The following is a 16,727-nucleotide window of genomic DNA, read 5'->3' as shown; positions in this document are numbered from 1 at the left end:
CTGCCGACACTTACTCTACGTGTGGGGGTTCAGGGAATCGTGGAGAAATTGTGGAGAAAGTGTAAATTCTCCGATTATTTAACGATGGCGGCTTTCAAGCCAGAGCACGGTAGCGGCAACGCGCGAACGTACATCCAGTTTACGCAACAGGTTGCGGATATGCACTTTTACCGTCTCTTCTGAAATATGCAGAATGGCGGCAATTTCTTTATTCGACAGACCGCGCGCTACCTCCTGCAGCACATCCCGCTCACGCTCGGTCAGCTGGCGCAAAGGATCGGCACTATGCTGGCGATTGGCAAGATAACGCGCGACGCTTTCGCTAAACACTTTTTCGCCCTGCGAGGCCTGCAGAATCTGGCCCAGCAGGATCTCCGGCTCGCTGTCTTTCAGCAGATAGCCATCGGCACCGGCATCGACCATAGCAAAAATATCACTCTGGGCGTCAGAGACGGTCAGCGCCAGAATGCGCGAGTTGATGCCTTCGTGGCGCAGGGCTTTAAGGGTATCCAGCCCCGACATGCCTTTCATGTTCAGGTCGAGCAGAATCACATCCGGCTCCTGCTGGCGAGCCTCTGCCAGCGCTTCAGTGCCGTTGTTGGCTTCTGCGATTACCACCAGCCGGGGATCGAGCGCCAGCAGCTGACGAATCCCCCGGCGCATCAGCGGATGATCGTCAACAATCATCAGAGTTAATGTGGGCTGTTGCATGTTCTTTTCCTTTCCCCGAACTGTTTCAGGCTGTTATGCATGAAGGATGTCACCTGCTGCTGGCACAGAAATGTGCACCGCAGCGGCTCTGTTGTCGCCATTAGCCTGAAGCAGGCTGGCGATCGCTTATAAAGAGTCGGTTACCCCGCGCCGCTATCCGAACTGACGTGGACGCGGCGGAAAACGCAGTGCGACCTGGGTGCCGCGTGGCTGGGCGTTGATGCTCAGGTTGCCGTTTAAGCGCTGCGCACGCTCCGCCATAATAGTCAGTCCGTAGTGGCCTGGCGGTTCATCGGTGTTGCTGATACCCACGCCGTCATCGGTAATCGTCAGTAAGTGCTCACCTTGCTCACTGTGCTGATAATCAATGGTGATGTACTGCGCGCTGGCGTGACGAATCCCGTTCAGTAACGCTTCGCGGGCAATCTGTAAAACATGGACCTGCTGCTGCGCTTCGAGACTCTCCAGGCCCGGCTGATAGTTGAAGAGAATCTGCGCGCCGGTCTGTTCCTGCAGCGAGGCGATCATCGCCTGCATCGCCGCCACCAGATCCGCCTGTTCGATGGTCAGGCGAAAGGTAGTCAGCAGTTCGCGTAACTGTCGGTAGGCATCAGCCAGCGCCTGGTCAAAGTCGGCAATGATGCCGTGGGCAGCCTGGTCAGATTTATCGACGGTACGTCGCAGCAGCGTAAGCTGAATGCGTAAAAATGACAGCGACTGCGCCAGCGAATCATGCAGTTCGCGAGCGATGGTGGTGCGCTCTTCAATCAGCAGCATCTGCTGATGCTGTTTCTGGGTCTGCCAGATCCAGATGGCGCGTCCCAGCATCGCTGCCAGGCTGCGCATTAACTCATCCGCCGGCGCAGGATGGCGCGCCCGCCAGCGCAGTTCACCAATCTGCTGGTCGCCCTGCTGCAACGGCAGCCGTTGCCAGTCCGCTGCAGTTTCGTATTCACCGGCGTGAAAATGAAACTGGTCGCTGTCGAGCTTAATCGCCGCCAGTTTCTCGCGGCTCAGGACATTATTAAGCACCGCTTCAAACAGGGCTGGCTGCAGCGGGCTGGCGGTCAGCATCTGCGAGCTGTCATACAACAGTGACAGCGTATGGTTGGCCTGAGTGAGATCTTCGGTTTTGGCGCGCACCGTACTTTCCAGCAGCTGATAGTGCGAATGCAGACGGGTCGCCATGCCGCTAAACGCTTGCGACAGCACCTTCAGTTCGTTCTGCGGCTCCACCCTGAGCGGCGGAAAATCAAAATTGCCGCTCTCAACATAGCGGCTGGCGGTGACCAATGCATTGAGCGGGCGCACGACTTGTTGCCGGGTGAAGCGAATTGTCAGCAGCGCCAGTGCCACAATCGCGATGACACCGGCCAGGCTGCTGGCCGCCACCAGTTGCATTTTCAGTTCGGTATAGCGCTGGAGACCCAGCACGAAACGGTCGATCTCGCCGACGTAAAGCGGCACCTGCTGCTGATAATCCAGCGCATCGCCCTGTTCCAGCCGCTGCTGCAACGACGGCCAGCCCGCGCGCAACCGCTGATAGAGCAGCTTGACCTCGCGCGGTACCCAGGGGCGATCCAGCTTTTGCAGCACCGGCGCGTCGAGCGTCTGCCGGAACAGCACCAGATGTTGAGCCAGCTGTTGTGGCTGACTGCTGGCATCCCAGGCCATACGGTAACTCTGCATCCGCAGCGAGCCAGCCAGATTGATCGCTTCGGCATCGCGCTGACTACTGAAGAGGGTGACCAGTGCCAGACCGGTGGTGAGCAGTGAGAGCAGGACGATGGCGCTTAACGCCTGCGCAATGCTGTGGGTAACGGAACGTTTAACAATCACATGAATAGCCCTGTAGGGAGTGCGGGATTATAAGAGAGCGGTGGCGCAACGCAAAGTCCCAATCCCCTGTTTATTACACAGGCCGTTACACAATGTACATAAAATGACCGTAACTGACCGTTGCCAGGAGAGGGTAGATAAAGAAGTCTAAAAAATAATCAGCTTTACGCCAGCCAGAGGTTGCCTTTCATTGCAGCGTTGATAATTCATCCAGTCATTAAATCACTCATCAATCACATTTCAGGAGCATCTGATGAAAAGACTGAATGCAGTTCTGGCTGGTGCCCTGCTGGCGACCGCCTCATTTTCAACTTTCGCCGCGCTACCGGTTGACCGTGAGCAGGCGCAGAGTATGCAGAGCATCGGCAGCGTTTCTGTCTCCAGCGTCCGTGGATCGCTGGACGATGCTAATCGCCAGCTGTCGCAAAAAGCGGAAGAGATGGGTGCCAGCCACTATCGCATTATCGGTGTCGATAACCCAGGCGACTCCAGCCTGTGGACCGGCACCGCTGAGATTTACCGCTAAACCCACCCTCCTGGTTTCCATCCCTGTAGCTTTTACCGGCCCGTTTGTGGCCGGTTTTTTTGTTTTTGTGCATCACAACCGATTCTTACAAATCAACCCGTGCAGCTCCCCACTATATTTTGCTTCGTTCTTGCAGAACGGGTAGGATTCATCGCCGTTAATTCCCGCGCTGCTTTCGCTAACTCACAGGCAGACGCACAGAGGAAAATACCCCATTTCGCATAGCATCACGCAATCGTTTGGATGTGCTGCGAATGATGGTCAGGACAAACAGGAAGGCTATGAAATCGAATAAAAAATCTGCGGCCGAGATGCGTGCTGCAAAAAGACGCTGGCTGAATTCGCACGACAGCGGCTACCAAAAGGCGATGGGCAACCGTCACGTACAGATGATCGCTATCGGTGGTGCGATTGGCACCGGTCTGTTTCTCGGAGCCGGTGGCCGCCTGCAGGCCGCCGGACCGGCGCTGGCCATCATCTACCTGGTGTGTGGCATTTTCTCGTTCTTTATCCTGCGTGCGCTTGGCGAACTGGTATTGCATCGTCCCAGCAGCGGCAGCTTTGTCTCTTATGCGCGTGAATTCCTCGGTGAAAAAGCGTCATACGTCGCAGGCTGGATGTATTTCGTAAACTGGGCGATGACCGGTATCGTCGACATCACCGCCGTCGCGCTCTATATGCACTACTGGGGCGCGTTTGGCGATGTGCCGCAGTGGGTCTTCGCGCTGGGCGCGCTGGCCATCGTCGGCACCATGAACATGATTGGCGTGAAGTGGTTCGCCGAGATGGAGTTCTGGTTCGCGCTGGTTAAAGTGCTGGCGATTGTGCTGTTCCTGGTGGTGGGTGTGGTGTTCCTTGGCACCGGCAAACCGCTGGATGGCAACAGTACCGGTTTCCATCTGATTAGCGACAACGGCGGCCTGTTCCCGCATGGCTTACTGCCGGCGCTGGTACTGATTCAGGGGGTGGTGTTTGCCTTCGCCTCGATTGAACTGGTCGGCACCGCAGCAGGCGAATGTAAAGACCCGAAAACCATGCTGCCGAAAGCGATCAATAGCGTGATCTGGCGTATCGGCCTGTTCTATGTCGGGTCAGTGGTGCTGCTGGTGATGCTGCTGCCGTGGAATGCTTATCAGGCCGGTCAGAGTCCGTTTGTCACCTTCTTCTCGAAGCTGGGTGTGCCTTACATTGGCAGCATCATGAATATCGTGGTGCTGAGCGCGGCGCTCTCCAGCCTGAACTCCGGTCTTTACTCGACCGGACGTATTCTGCGCTCGATGTCGATGGGGGGATCGGCACCAAAATTCATGTCAAAGATGAACGGTCAGCAGGTGCCTTATGCCGGTATTCTGGTCACCATCGGCGTCTACGTGATTGGCGTGGTGCTTAACTACTATGTGCCTTCTCAGGTCTTCGAGATTGTCCTGAACGTCGCGTCATTGGGGATTATCTCTTCCTGGGCGTTTATTGTGGTGTGCCAGCTGCGTCTGCGTAAGGCGATTAAAGAAGGCAAAGCGGATGACGTCAGCTTTAAGCTGCCAGGCGCGCCGTTTACCTCGTGGCTAACGCTGCTGTTCCTGTTCAGCGTGCTGGTACTGATGGCGTTTGATTACCCGAACGGCACCTACACCATCGCCTCAATCCCGCTGATTGCGGTGATTCTGGTGCTGGGCTGGTTTGGCGTTCGTAAACGCGTCAGCGCTATCGCCGAAACCGAGCACGATCACCATGAAGAAGAGCCGAAGCCAACCCGACTGGCTGATGAAAGCGCGCGCTAATCTCAGCGTGTTGTGAAGAAGCCAGCCTGCGGGCTGGCTTTTTTATGGCCGTTTATCCAGCGCGGCGACAGGCGAATTCAGATAGTTTTCCCGACGGCTTCATCCTATGATGGCAGACTCCCTTTATGCCGTAGCGGAGTCTGCATGTCGTTTAAGATCAATGTCATTAAGGATAAGTTGCTGTCTGATAACTGGTTTGTGCTACGCAACTTCACCTACGAAATCACCGACCGGCGTGACACAGTGATTCGCCATAAACGCGAAGTCTACGATCGCGGGAACGGGGCGACAATCCTGCTGTATAACCGCGAAAAGAACAGCGTGGTGCTGACGCGTCAGTTTCGCATTGCCACCTACGTCAACGGTAACCAAAGCGGCATGCTGATCGAAGCCTGTGCTGGCTTACTCGACGACGATTCACCCGAAGATTGCATTCGCAAAGAGGCGATTGAAGAGACCGGTTATGCGGTGGGCAAGGTGGAAAAACTTTACGCCTGCTACATGTCGCCGGGCGGCGTGACCGAGCTTATCCACTTTTTCGCCGCTGAGTATAATGATTCGCTGCGCGACAATGCCGGCGGTGGCGTTGAAGATGAGTTGATCGAGGTGCTGGAGATGCCTTTTCCGCAGGCGCTGGCGATGGTCAAAGATGGCCGCATCTGCGACGGAAAAACCGTGATGCTGTTACAGCATGCGCAGTTGGCGGGCTGGTTAACGCCGTAACCCAGGCAGTAAATCGATCCGATTTTATCCTGAGCGGCGACCGTCAATGCGGCATTTTTTTACTGACTCATGCCTGATTTTTAAGCAGTTAACCGCGCTTTCTGGACGGGTTCACAGAATGCGGCCGCCGTCGGGCCCGCTGATGCGCTATCATCTCCACTCTGAGTATTCGGGGATCGATTTTCTTAATGTCGTATTGGATGAAATCGCTGTGGCTGTCGTCTTCATTGTTGGTTGCCTCTGTGCAGGCCGAACCGTTGCAGAAGTCGTTTAACGACTGGCAAATGACCTGCAACAACGCGGCATTCTGCGTGGCACGCAATATTCCGGGCGACAAAGGATTAGTCATGACTATTTCGCGCCATGCGGGGGTTAATGACCGGCCGCTGCTGCGTATTGACTATGGCAGCGCCTACAGCGGTGAGCTCAAGGGCGGGCCGCTGCAGGACAATCTGTTGCTCGACCAGCGTCGCCTCAAACCCGATCTGAAACACTGGACGGTGGAACCTCATCATCTCGCCACCAGTAACGCCATCGCCATTGATGAATTCCTTGATTTGGTACTGGACGCTAAAACCGTGCAGCTCACCTACGATCCTAACGCTCTGATTTCGCTGCGCGGCATGAAAGCGGCCCTGCTGCTGATGGATGACGTGCAGGGCAGGGTGAACGGCATGAGTGCCTGGGTTAAGCGCGGCGATCGAGCCAGCTGGGATGTACCGCCTTCACCAACCCTGCCGTCGTTACCGCCTGCACCGCCTCAGCCTGCTGCGCTGACCCGCGAAGAAACCAGCGGATTGATCGATTACGGCACCTGGCGGATCAACACCGATTCCTGTTCGCTGGACCCGATGCGGCGCCAGGTGAGCGTGGCGCCGCTGACCGACCAGAAAGCACTGCTACTGGTGAGTTGCGAAATGGGGGCCTACAACGTGATCGATCTGGCGTTTGAAGTGACGCGCAGTCAGCCTTACGTGGCGCGCGGCGTGACGCTGACGCTGCCGTTTACGCCGCCAGGCTCCAGTGAACGCCAGCTTGAGCTGATTAATGCGGATTATGATGCGGCCACCGGCCAGCTCTATACCTTTGGCAAAGGACGCGGATTAGGAGACTGCGGCAGAGCGACACGCTGGCAGTTCGACGGAACGCGTTTTGTGCTGGCGGAGTATGCGGAAGAATCGACCTGTGATGCCTGGCACAGCAGCGATGACTGGCCCACCCTGTGGGTAAGCCAGTCCGCCAGTGCGGTGCAGCAGCGTTAACGAATCGCCTGCACCATCATCGGCGATCCCAGCTGGTTGCCCACCAGCTCAGCCAGCATGTTGTTCACGCCATCGCTCATCGGCGTAAAGCGGGTGAGCGGTGAGCGGGTAACCACCACAAAGACTCCCACATTATGCTGCGGCACCATCGCCATATAGGTAATGAAACCGCCGCCACCGCCGGTTTTCTGAATGATGCCGGGGCGTCCGGATTTGGGTGCCATATAGACCCAGCCCATCCCCAGCGCGTCGGCTTTGCCGGGCACATCCATTCCCTCAACTTTGCGCAGCTGGTCGCGGCGATAAATCAGCGTCTGCAGCCGATCGATCTGCGGCGTGCGGTGGTTGACCGACGAATTCAGGAACTGCTGCATCCAGCGGCCCATATCGTCCGGGGTGGAATAGACGCCACCGCTGCCAATCGCGGCCAGCGTATTGTTACAGGGGCTGGCGCCTTTCTCGGCCACCATTAACCGGCCACACTGCTCTGGCGACGGGGTAAACGTGGTGTCTTTCATACCGAGCGGCCGGGTAATCAGCTGCTGAAACAGCGCCGGATAAGGCGTACCGGCTGCCCGTGACAGCGCATCGCCCAGCAGATCGTAACCCAGGTTGGAGTAGGCAGCATCGCTGCCAGGCGCTGATTTAAGCGTGGCACCAGAGAGCCAGTTCCAGCGCTCACCGCGGGTGGGCCAGACAAAGACCGGACGATGCGGCTTACCGCCGGGCTGCTCACGCGGCAGACCGCTGGTATGGGTCGACAGGTTAATCAGCCGAATCGGCTGGCCGTTGTAGCTCGGCACCCGTGCACCCGGTGGTGCATATTTACTGAGCGGATCGTCGAGGCGGATCTGGCCGCGCTCTGCCAGTTTCACCATCACTTCGCTGGTCATGAGCTTACTCAGCGAGGCGATGCGAATCAGCGAATCTTTCTGCGGACGCACATTGTTGCCTGGCCGGGTTTCACCAAAGCTGGCGAACACCCGCTGATTACCATCAATGGCAACCAGCGCCATGCCGGTCGCACCGCTGCCGTAGAAAATATGTTCCGCATAGCGATCGACAATCTGTGACGCCAGCAACGGATCGGGCGCGACCTGCGCCATGCTTTTTAATGGAAGCAGAGAAACCATTAAGGCCAGTAAATAAGGTGTGCGCATGTTCAACGGAAAGGGCTTCGCTATTCAATCGGCGGAAAATGGCTGCCTTAATATTTCAGGATGTCACCGACAGCAAACCGCTGCATTCCATCAGACAGGAAGCTGCGGGCGGCCAGCAGACAGGCAGCGTAAAATAGGACAAGTCTATAGTAATCAGTTTGCGTGAGGCGTGAAGAGGGGAGAACGGATTTTTTTTCTGTTTCAGGCTATCAGCCGAAATGGCCCTTCCCGATCGGCCGGGAAGGGCAAAAGCATTAGACTGGCTTGAGTAATGCTTCAGCGTGGCTGACGATGTTTTCAATCGTGAAGCCAAACTCAGGGAACAACTTACCGGCTGGCGCTGATTCACCGAAGGTGGTCATCCCGACAATCGCACCATCCAGTCCGACATACTTGAACCAGTAGTCAGCGATACCGGCTTCAACCGCCACGCGCGCTTTCACGCCGCTCGGCAGCACCGATTCACGGTAAGCGGCATCCTGCGCATCAAACAGGTCAGTAGACGGCAGCGAGACGACCCGGACTTTATGGCCGCCGGTGGTCAGTTTCTCTGCGGCACCGAGGGTGATCTCAATCTCTGAACCGGTGGCGATCAGAATCACTTCTGGCGTACCGTCGCAATCTTTCAGCACATAACCGCCACGCTTGATGTTCTCAATCTGCTGTGGCGTGCGCTCCGGTTGCAGCAGGTTCTGACGAGACAGAATCAGCGCCGTCGGGCCGTGATGGCGCTCTACCGCCGCTTTCCATGCCACTGCCGTCTCAACCTGATCGCACGGACGCCAGACGCTCATGTTCGGCGTCAGGCGCAGGCTGGCGATCTGTTCAACCGGCTGGTGCGTCGGACCATCTTCACCCAGACCAATCGAGTCATGGGTATAGACCAGAATCTGCCGTGCCTTCATCAGTGCCGCCATACGCGCTGCATTACGGGCGTACTCAACAAACATCAGGAAGGTGGCGGTGTAAGGCACGAAGCCGCCATGGTGAGCGATACCGTTACCAATCGCCGTCATGCCGAATTCACGTACGCCGTAGTGAATGTAGTTACCGGCCGGATCGTCTTTGATCGACTTCGAGCCTGACCAGATGGTGAGGTTACTTGGGGCCAGGTCAGCCGATCCGCCGAGGAACTCAGGCAGTAATTTGCCGTAGGCTTCCAGCGAGTTTTGCGACGCCTTACGGCTGGCAATTTTCTGTGGATTGGCCTGCAGATCGTTGATGAATTTGGTGGCTTCCGCTTCCCAGGTAGAGGGCATTTCGCCATTCATCCGGCGCTCATATTCCAGTGCCAGCTCAGGATGGGCCTGCTTATAGGCGGCAAATTTCGCATCCCAGGCTTTTTCGCGTTCTGCACCGGCGGCTTTGGCATCCCACTGCTGGTAGATATCTGCCGGAATTTCAAACGGCGGATAGTTCCAGCCGAGCTGCTTACGCGTCAGCGCCACTTCTTCCTCACCCAGCGCCGCGCCGTGCGACTCCTCTTTACCGGCTTTGTTCGGCGAACCGAAACCGATAATGGTGCGGCAGATAATCAGTGACGGCTTGTCAGTTACGCTCTGCGCTTCTTTGATCGCCTGGCTGACCGCGTCCGGATCGTGTCCGTCAATGTCGCCAATCACGTGCCAGTTGTAGGATTCAAAGCGTTTATGGGTGTCGTCGGTAAACCAGCCTTCGGTTTCGCCATCAATCGAAATACCATTGTGGTCGTAGAAGCCGATCAGTTTGCCGAGGCCGAGGGTACCGGCCAGCGAACAAACTTCGTGCGAGATCCCTTCCATCAGACAGCCATCGCCCATGAAGACATAGGTGAAGTGGTCAACGATGTCGTGATCCGGGCGGTTAAACTGCGCCGCCAGCGTGCGCTCAGCAATCGCTAAGCCGACAGCATTCGCCAGTCCCTGACCCAGCGGGCCGGTGGTGGTTTCAACGCCGGGGGTGTAGCCGATCTCCGGGTGGCCTGGCGTCTTTGAGTGCAGCTGACGGAAATTCTTCAGCTCTTCAATCGGCAGGTCATAACCGGTCAGGTGCAGCAGGCTGTAAAGCAGCATTGAACCGTGACCGTTGGAGAGGATAAACCGGTCGCGGTCGAGCCAGGCGGGATTGGTTGGATTGTGCTTGAGGAAGTCGCGCCACAACACTTCAGCGATATCTGCCATGCCCATTGGCGCACCCGGGTGACCTGAGTTTGCTTTCTGTACTGCATCCATACTCAGTGCACGAATCGCGTTTGCCAACTCTCTGCGTGAGGACATAAAGTTCTCCCTTGTTAAGAATCAGGGCGGGAAATTCCCGCCCGACTAAAAATGAACACTACAGGCGTGCGGCGAGCACATCTTCCAGCTTCTGCTGGTCAACCGCGAACTGACGGATACCGTCAGAGAGTTTTTCCACCGCCATCGGATCCTGGTTATGCTCCCAGCGGAACTCAGCTTCAGAGAGCGGTGACGGCTGATGGAAGCCTTCGGTTGACGGCTCGAGTTTACGTTCCAGCAGCGCATCGCTGTTCTGCAGCTCTTCCAGCAGGTTAGGCGAAATGGTCAGGCGGTCGCAGCCGGCCAGTGCCACAATCTGCTCCACTTTACGGAAGCTGGCGCCCATGATGATGGTGCTGTAGCGATGCTTTTTGTAGTAGTCGTAGATGCGACGAACGGATTTCACGCCCGGATCTTCGTCGACCACATAAGGGTCCATCGGTTTGCGGCTGTTGTACCAGTCATAAATACGGCCGACAAAAGGCGAGATCAGGAACACGCCCGCTTCGGCACAGGCCCGCGCCTGAGCAAAGGAGAACAGCAGCGTCAGGTTACAGTTGATGCCGTTTTTCTCCAGCTCTTCCGCCGCACGAATACCTTCCCAGGTTGAGGCCAGCTTGATCAGAATACGTGAGCGGTCGATACCGTGCTCTTCGTACAGGCGAACCAGTTTCTCTGCTTTAGTCACACACATGCCACGATCGAAAGAGAGGCGCGCATCCACTTCGGTCGAGACACGGCCCGGTACGCTTTTCAGAATCTCCATACCGAGGTTAATCGCCACTTTGTCGCTGGCATTGATGATCTGCGTCTCTTTGCTGCCGCCCTGCTTTTTGGCGTAGTCGATGGCATCATCGATCAGATGTTTATAGGCATCCAGACTGGAGGCTTTGAGGATCAGTGACGGGTTGGTGGTGGCGTCTTCCGGGTGGTAATTGCGAATTGATTCGATATCACCACTGTCCGCCACCACGGTGGTGAACTGTTTAAGGGCTTCTAGCTGGTTCATTTCTTAACTCCTTGAAAAGAAAACATGAAAGCGAAAAGGGAGCACCTCAGGCCTCGTAGCCAGTCTGTGGCGTGCTCTGCTACCGGGAACGCGAACCCATAACATTGCAACAGACACTTTCCGATGAAAATGCGGTTTCTCTGATTGTTGCGCTGCGAGGCGGTGCGAAGGAAGCCGTCATGCGGTTTTAACCGTGGGGTGCGCCATATTCCACCTCTAAGCATAGCAGGCAGGACAAATGACGCAGGCAACACTGTAGCAATCCGTGCCGTATCAGAAACACCGGCAGCGTTAGCGGACAGCGCACCGCGATTGATGTAGGGATGATAGGGGTGTGCTCCGGGCGCGTTAAGAAGGCAATAGAGGACGCGTCGCTGCAGGGCGGCGGCAGCGGGAGCGCTGCTAAGCAGATAGTAATCAGGACCGGTTTTTTAGCGGGTGAGTGTATGCTGGAAAAGCGGGGCGCTGAAAACCCGCCGCACACCGAGGCGGCGGGAATATCGGCATCTTATTAACCGTTTAATAACGGCTAACCGGTTCAGAAGCGTGTTATATCTTCAGGATGAAGCCTTACGGCCGGGGAAACGTATCGAATCCGGCGAGCGCAGCGAAGACGTAGCAGCCTTATAGCGTCTCGAAAAACTGTGATAACGCGATTTTCGGATGCGGATAGTGGAATTTATTATGGCTCAGTGGAATATACATTCCTTCAGGCTCGCCCGGCATATAATAATTGCCTTCCCACTTATTAGGCTCGCAAACCCGGCTGTCATGATAAACGCTGCCGATAGGTGCGTAGGTGACATCCCGGCCGAAAATAGCATAGACGGCCGCGTCGACAAAATTAAAGAACTTAGGCACGCCGCGTAAATGGGTATCCTGAATCAAAACGCTGTGCAGTTTATCTTTTAAATAAGCGAGGCTGCCGAGGTCACGAATTACCTGTTCAAAAGAGTGAGCGCCGTCATGATGGACAATAATTTTGACATCCTCTTCTTCCATCAGCACGTCTCTGACGTACTCTGGCAGCGTGCCGTGAAACATCCTGACCCGGCTTTCGACGGTTTCAGGGTAACTTCTTCTGGCGCGTTCGTGGGCAAACCGTAAAAAGTCAGGGTTGATATCGATTAAATCGAGTTCGATGCCGAGATAATGCGCGCATCCGGCTAATATTGAGGTACTGCCGCCCATAAATACGCCGACTTCAACAATTCGGCTCGCTTCGCCCAGCGTCGATTTAATCGTATTGAAAATGTCATAGTAATATTTTGCTGAACATTGATCTTCATAATGGTCGTTACTGTGATCTCTTTTAGCAACGATATCGTCGAAGAGAATATTTTTACCCAGCCACGGGGTCAGGTTGGGTTTAAAACCACTTTTTAATGCAATATTGAGTCGTTCAGCAACGTCAGTAAAGCTAAGTGATTGAAGTGTTTCGTCTGGATTAATAAAAAGGGCCATTGCCGTTATCCTTGTCGCGGGGCTTTTATTATATCAATCAAACGAGAAGCACAATTGGATGAGCATCAAACGGAAGTGAAGGCTATTTTGGTTTTATTCGGCCAGGAGAACCGGTAACAGAATGGCTTTATTGTTGGCCGCGGTAAAACAGCCCATTTAACGCTGCAACGGTGATTTAACCGCAGCGCGGGGCCGCGCTGCGGAGTCATGCGATCAGGCAGGCAGATTGAGCCAATTTTTTACCGGCAGGAAATCACGGTAGAGCGCGGCTTCAGGGGAATCTTCCGCTGGCTGGTAAGCATATTCCCAGCGCACCAGCGGCGGCATCGACATCAGGATCGACTCGGTACGGCCGCCGGTCTGCAAACCAAACAGCGTACCCCGATCCCACACCAGATTGAACTCCACGTAGCGGCCGCGACGATAGAGCTGGAACTGGCGTTCGCGGTCGCCCCACGGATGATCTTTGCGCCGTGTCACAATCGGCTGATAGGCTTCGATAAAGCCGCGGCCCACCGCCTGCATAAAGCTGAAGCAGTGCTCAAAGTCAGGGGTATTAAGATCGTCAAAAAACAGGCCGCCAATGCCGCGCTGCTCATCACGATGTTTGAGATAAAAGTAGTCGTCGCACCACTTTTTATAACGGGGATAGATATCGTCGCCGAACGGCTGGCAAATATCGAAGGCGGTCTGATGCCAGTGCAGCGCATCCTCCTCAAAGCCGTAAAACGGCGTCAGGTCAAAGCCGCCGCCAAACCACCACACCGGATCGGCGCCCGGTTTCTCAGCAATAAAGAAACGGACGTTGGCATGGCTGGTGGGCACGTAGGGATTATGCGGGTGGATCACCAGTGAGACGCCCATCGCTTCAAAGCTGCGGCCCGCCAGCTCGGGCCGGTGTGCGGTTGCCGAGGCCGGCATCTGATCGCCATGCACATGCGAAAAGTTGACGCCCGCCTGTTCAAATACCGCCCCGTTGCGCAGCACACGGCTCTGCCCGCCGCCGCCGCCGGGACGCTGCCAGCTATCTTCAGCAAACTGTGCGCCGCCATCTTCAGCCGCCAGTCGGGTACAAATCTCATCCTGCAGGGCGAGCAGGAATGCTTTTACGCGGGAAATATCAGCCATCTCTTCGCTTATTGTTGGTCAAAGTCTGCCGCGATTATACGCAAAATCTGGCGGCGTGCATGGTTGCGGCCGTCACAGTGAGCCGCAATCAGGCATTGCGGCGATCGAATTCATCGAAGTAATTGACGATCCCGCTGGCAATGGCGGCGGCTATTTTCTGGCGGAACGCGCTGGTGCCGAGCAACTGTTCTTCACGCGGATTGGTGATAAAGGAGGTTTCGACCAGCACTGAGGGAATCGACGGTGACTTCAGGACCGCAAACGCGGCCTGTTCGGTGTGCTGGCTATGCAGATGGTGCACCGGCCGGATCTGATCCAGCACGTGCTTGCCGAGCGTCAGGCTGTTTTTGATGGTATCTGTCTGCACCAGATCGAACAGAATCTGCTGCAGATAGTGATCCTGCTGTTGTACCGCAGCACCACCCAGTTTGTCGGCATCATTTTCCCGCTGCGACAGATAGCGCGCCATTGAACTGCTGGCGCCGCGATTGGAAAGGGCAAAAACCGAGGCACCATTGGCGTCCGGGCTGGTGAAACCATCGGCATGGATCGACATAAACAGATGCGCGCCGTGCTGATGCGCAATCTCGACCCGCTGATACAGCGGAATAAAATGGTCGCTGTCGCGCGTCAGCCGGACCTCAATGCGCGGATGACTCTGTAACTGTCGCTGCACATTGCCGGCGATCTCCAGCACGATGTGCTTCTCTTCCGATCCCTCTTCGCCGACTGCGCCGGAGTCAACGCCGCCGTGGCCGGGATCAAGCATAACGATGCGCTTACCATTTTTGGCTGGCGGGGCAGGGCGCGGATGACGCGTACTGTTCTGCAACCCGGCAGACTGCTCTTTGGCCTGAACGGCACGCGGCGATAAAATGGCCAGCGCCAGCCCGGAAAGCAGTAACTGGCGACGGTGAATCAAACGTTTAAGCAAATGCATGTGCGGGTCCGTTCAGAAGAATGTTGCCGATGTTATAGCGTAACGCTATGCCAGCTGCGATCTTTGAAACATTTCAGGGCATTACTTTGTATTTCAGTCCGCGAACAGAAAATTTGCGTTTTTTGTTTGTCGCCAGCGTGGCGAGGGTTGCGTGTGTCGAAGAATGCGTGATAATCAGCAAATTGTGGTTAGTTGCAGGTAAAGAAGATGGAAATCCGCGCCTTCCGCCAGGAAGATTTTGAAGAAGTGATCACCTTATGGGAACGTTGCGATTTGTTACGGCCATGGAACGATCCGGAGCTGGATATCGAACGTAAGATGCATCACGACCCCGATCTTTTCCTGGTCGCTGAAGTCGGCGGCGTAGTCGTAGGGACGTTGATGGGAGGCTACGATGGCCATCGCGGTGCTGCTTACTATCTGGCCGTCCATCCTGATTATCAGGGCCGCGGCTTTGCTAATGCCCTGATGAACCGGCTGGAGAAGAAGCTGATCGCCCGCGGTTGTCCGAAGCTGCATCTGATGATCCGGGAAGAGAACGATCAGGTGGTGGCGTTTTACGAGAAGCTTGATTACGAGCCGGTCGATGCGCTGCTGTATGGCAAGCGTCTGATTGAAGATCGTGAATATTAATCCGTCACCCGACTATCTGCCGGATGAGTATGATGGCAAAGGGCAGCTGCGGCTGCCGTTTCTTTTTTGGCTGATCCTGCTGCTGCAGGCGCGAACCTGGCTGCTGCTGGTGATGGCCGGCGCCTCACGTCAGCAGGGTAACGATCTGCTCGCGCTGTTCTATCCTGACCGGCAGGCGTTCTGGATCGGTCTCGCGCTCGGGTTACCGGCGCTGGCGGGACTGCTGCTGACCGGCTACCGGACGCGCTGGCCGCGGCTGTGGCAACACTGGCGCAGCGTGCTGGCGCTTTCACTGCTGGTGAATTTACTCTGGCAGGGCGTGCAGTTTATTCAGGGCGATCTGCTCAGCTCGCCGCTGCCGCTGTTACTGACGCTGTTTGACCTGCTGGCGTTGATCTGGCTGCAAAGCAACCGGCGACTGCGCGACTGCTTTCTGCCCGAACACCATCTTAAATAAACTTTTTGCCGCTTTGCGACTCCAATCAGTTCCGCCTTACCGGCATCGCATTAACAGGAGTTTTCATGAAAGCTGTTCGTTCCACGCTATTGATGGCCGCCGTTGTGTTGAGTGGCTGCGCCAGCAACGCCGGTTCCGGCGCTGACAGCAGCCAGCAGGTAAGCTGGTGGAATCCGCTGAGTTATCACTGGTCATCAACGCTGCCGTGGAACTGGTTTGGCTCCTCGCTGACCGTGACTGAGCAGGGCGTGGGCGGCTTAACCGCTTCGACCGCCATGAACGAAAGCGCCATTAATGACGGACTGAATGGCGACTATAACCTGCGTCAGGGGATGCGCAGTCAGAACGGCCAGGTGGTTTCTTTCTGGCAGGCGCTGAAAGATGGCGAGGTCAAAGTGGTGGTGTACGGTCAGTCACAGCCAGAACGCATTGAAGTGATGGACAGCAATATTGTCAGCGCTGACGGCAGCAAAGTCGGCGATCTGTTCAGCAATAAATTCAGCAAAGCTTTCGATAACTGCACGCTGGCCAGCGGAACCGATAGCCGCGACGTCGCCTGCCGCGTGCCCGGCAGCCAGCATCTGACCTACGTTTACCACGGCGACTGGCACGGCCCGGCAGGCTTAATGCCTTCAGACGACACGCTGAAGAACTGGAAAATCAGCAAGATTGTCTGGCAGCGTTAAACCCGGCAGCGGCGCGCTGCCCGGCAGTCCGCCGCTGCCCTGCATGCTTACCTCAATGCCCCTGCGGACGCGACCTGTCGTCCGCCTCGTCTTTTGCTGAAAACTGCATAAACTTCGCCGTCGTCTTATGCTTTTTTCGACTTTGAAATCATCAAA

Annotated in this window: 15 protein-coding genes; 7 read left to right on the top strand and 8 right to left on the bottom strand. The window is 56.0% G+C overall.

Translation table 11 applies throughout. The features are described from left to right. Positions 1–78: 78 nt before the first annotated feature. Both AC6I8D_RS14560 and narQ read right to left on the bottom strand, forming a co-directional pair. Positions 79–711 carry a response regulator gene (locus tag AC6I8D_RS14560; RefSeq protein WP_312055033.1) on the bottom strand — a complete coding sequence of 211 codons (633 nt, stop codon included), beginning with the start codon at positions 709–711 and terminating at the stop codon, positions 79–81. 153 nt (positions 712–864) lie between these two features. Continuing rightward, positions 865–2,550, bottom strand: a complete 1,686-nt coding sequence (gene narQ / locus AC6I8D_RS14555) for a nitrate/nitrite two-component system sensor histidine kinase NarQ (RefSeq protein ID WP_497820384.1) — start codon at positions 2,548–2,550, stop codon at positions 865–867. Positions 2,551–2,803: 253 nt separating this feature from the next. Here narQ and AC6I8D_RS14550 point away from each other — a divergent pair, with 253 nt between their 5' ends. The 4 genes from AC6I8D_RS14550 to AC6I8D_RS14535 all read left to right on the top strand — a co-directional run bounded on the left by AC6I8D_RS14550 (position 2,804) and on the right by AC6I8D_RS14535 (position 6,839). Next, positions 2,804–3,076, top strand: coding sequence for a YdgH/BhsA/McbA-like domain containing protein (locus AC6I8D_RS14550; protein ID WP_312055029.1), 273 nt, complete (start codon positions 2,804–2,806; stop codon positions 3,074–3,076). 281 nt (positions 3,077–3,357) lie between these two features. Continuing rightward, positions 3,358–4,854 carry an L-asparagine permease gene (gene ansP, locus AC6I8D_RS14545; protein ID WP_312055028.1) on the top strand — a complete coding sequence of 499 codons (1,497 nt, stop codon included), beginning with the start codon at positions 3,358–3,360 and terminating at the stop codon, positions 4,852–4,854. 144 nt (positions 4,855–4,998) lie between these two features. After that, on the top strand, positions 4,999–5,577 hold the full coding sequence (gene nudK, locus AC6I8D_RS14540) for a GDP-mannose pyrophosphatase NudK (protein ID WP_312055027.1): 579 nt from the start codon (positions 4,999–5,001) through the stop codon (positions 5,575–5,577). Positions 5,578–5,765: 188 nt separating this feature from the next. Next, the gene (locus tag AC6I8D_RS14535; RefSeq protein WP_497820383.1) at positions 5,766–6,839 is read left to right on the top strand and encodes a DUF1176 domain-containing protein; all 1,074 of its coding nucleotides are present in this window, start codon (positions 5,766–5,768) and stop codon (positions 6,837–6,839) included. Here the strand turns inward: AC6I8D_RS14535 and ampH are convergent. The 6 genes from ampH to amiA all read right to left on the bottom strand — a co-directional run bounded on the left by ampH (position 6,836) and on the right by amiA (position 14,795). After that, on the bottom strand, positions 6,836–7,999 hold the full coding sequence (ampH, locus tag AC6I8D_RS14530; RefSeq protein ID WP_312055023.1) for a D-alanyl-D-alanine-carboxypeptidase/endopeptidase AmpH: 1,164 nt from the start codon (positions 7,997–7,999) through the stop codon (positions 6,836–6,838). The genes AC6I8D_RS14535 and ampH overlap by 4 nt on opposite strands. Positions 8,000–8,253: 254 nt before the next feature. After that, positions 8,254–10,254, bottom strand: a complete 2,001-nt coding sequence (gene tkt, locus AC6I8D_RS14525) for a transketolase (RefSeq protein ID WP_312055021.1) — start codon at positions 10,252–10,254, stop codon at positions 8,254–8,256. 58 nt (positions 10,255–10,312) lie between these two features. Then, positions 10,313–11,263 (bottom strand): transaldolase, encoded by a 951-nt coding sequence (tal, locus tag AC6I8D_RS14520; protein ID WP_497820382.1) that lies wholly within the window; start codon positions 11,261–11,263, stop codon positions 10,313–10,315. Positions 11,264–11,887: 624 nt separating this feature from the next. Then, positions 11,888–12,727 carry a class I SAM-dependent methyltransferase gene (locus AC6I8D_RS14515; protein ID WP_312055019.1) on the bottom strand — a complete coding sequence of 280 codons (840 nt, stop codon included), beginning with the start codon at positions 12,725–12,727 and terminating at the stop codon, positions 11,888–11,890. Between the two features lie 213 nt (positions 12,728–12,940). Then, a complete protein-coding gene (gene hemF, locus AC6I8D_RS14510) occupies positions 12,941–13,855 on the bottom strand; it encodes an oxygen-dependent coproporphyrinogen oxidase (protein ID WP_312055017.1) in 915 nt (304 codons plus the stop codon). Between the two features lie 88 nt (positions 13,856–13,943). Next, positions 13,944–14,795: an N-acetylmuramoyl-L-alanine amidase AmiA gene (amiA, locus tag AC6I8D_RS14505; RefSeq protein WP_312055016.1), complete on the bottom strand. Its 852-nt coding sequence runs from the start codon at positions 14,793–14,795 to the stop codon at positions 13,944–13,946. 207 nt (positions 14,796–15,002) lie between these two features. Between amiA and AC6I8D_RS14500 the strand changes: the two genes are divergently transcribed. The 3 genes from AC6I8D_RS14500 (at position 15,003) to AC6I8D_RS14490 (ending at position 16,571) form a co-directional block, all read left to right on the top strand. Further along, positions 15,003–15,428 carry a GNAT family acetyltransferase gene (locus AC6I8D_RS14500; protein WP_031375849.1) on the top strand — a complete coding sequence of 142 codons (426 nt, stop codon included), beginning with the start codon at positions 15,003–15,005 and terminating at the stop codon, positions 15,426–15,428. Then, positions 15,418–15,885, top strand: coding sequence for a DUF2919 family protein (locus AC6I8D_RS14495; RefSeq protein ID WP_312055197.1), 468 nt, complete (start codon positions 15,418–15,420; stop codon positions 15,883–15,885). Before AC6I8D_RS14500 ends, AC6I8D_RS14495 begins: the two co-directional genes overlap by 11 nt. A 65-nt stretch (positions 15,886–15,950) precedes the next feature. Further along, on the top strand, positions 15,951–16,571 hold the full coding sequence (locus tag AC6I8D_RS14490; RefSeq protein ID WP_312055013.1) for an RpoE-regulated lipoprotein: 621 nt from the start codon (positions 15,951–15,953) through the stop codon (positions 16,569–16,571). The last annotated feature ends 156 nt before the right edge of the window (positions 16,572–16,727 follow it).

The sequence above is a fragment of the Pantoea sp. X-Soil-MYKO-1785 genome (assembly GCF_059730675.1).
Note: the sequence above shows the minus strand (reverse complement) of the source record. Positions and strands in the feature narration are given on the sequence as shown.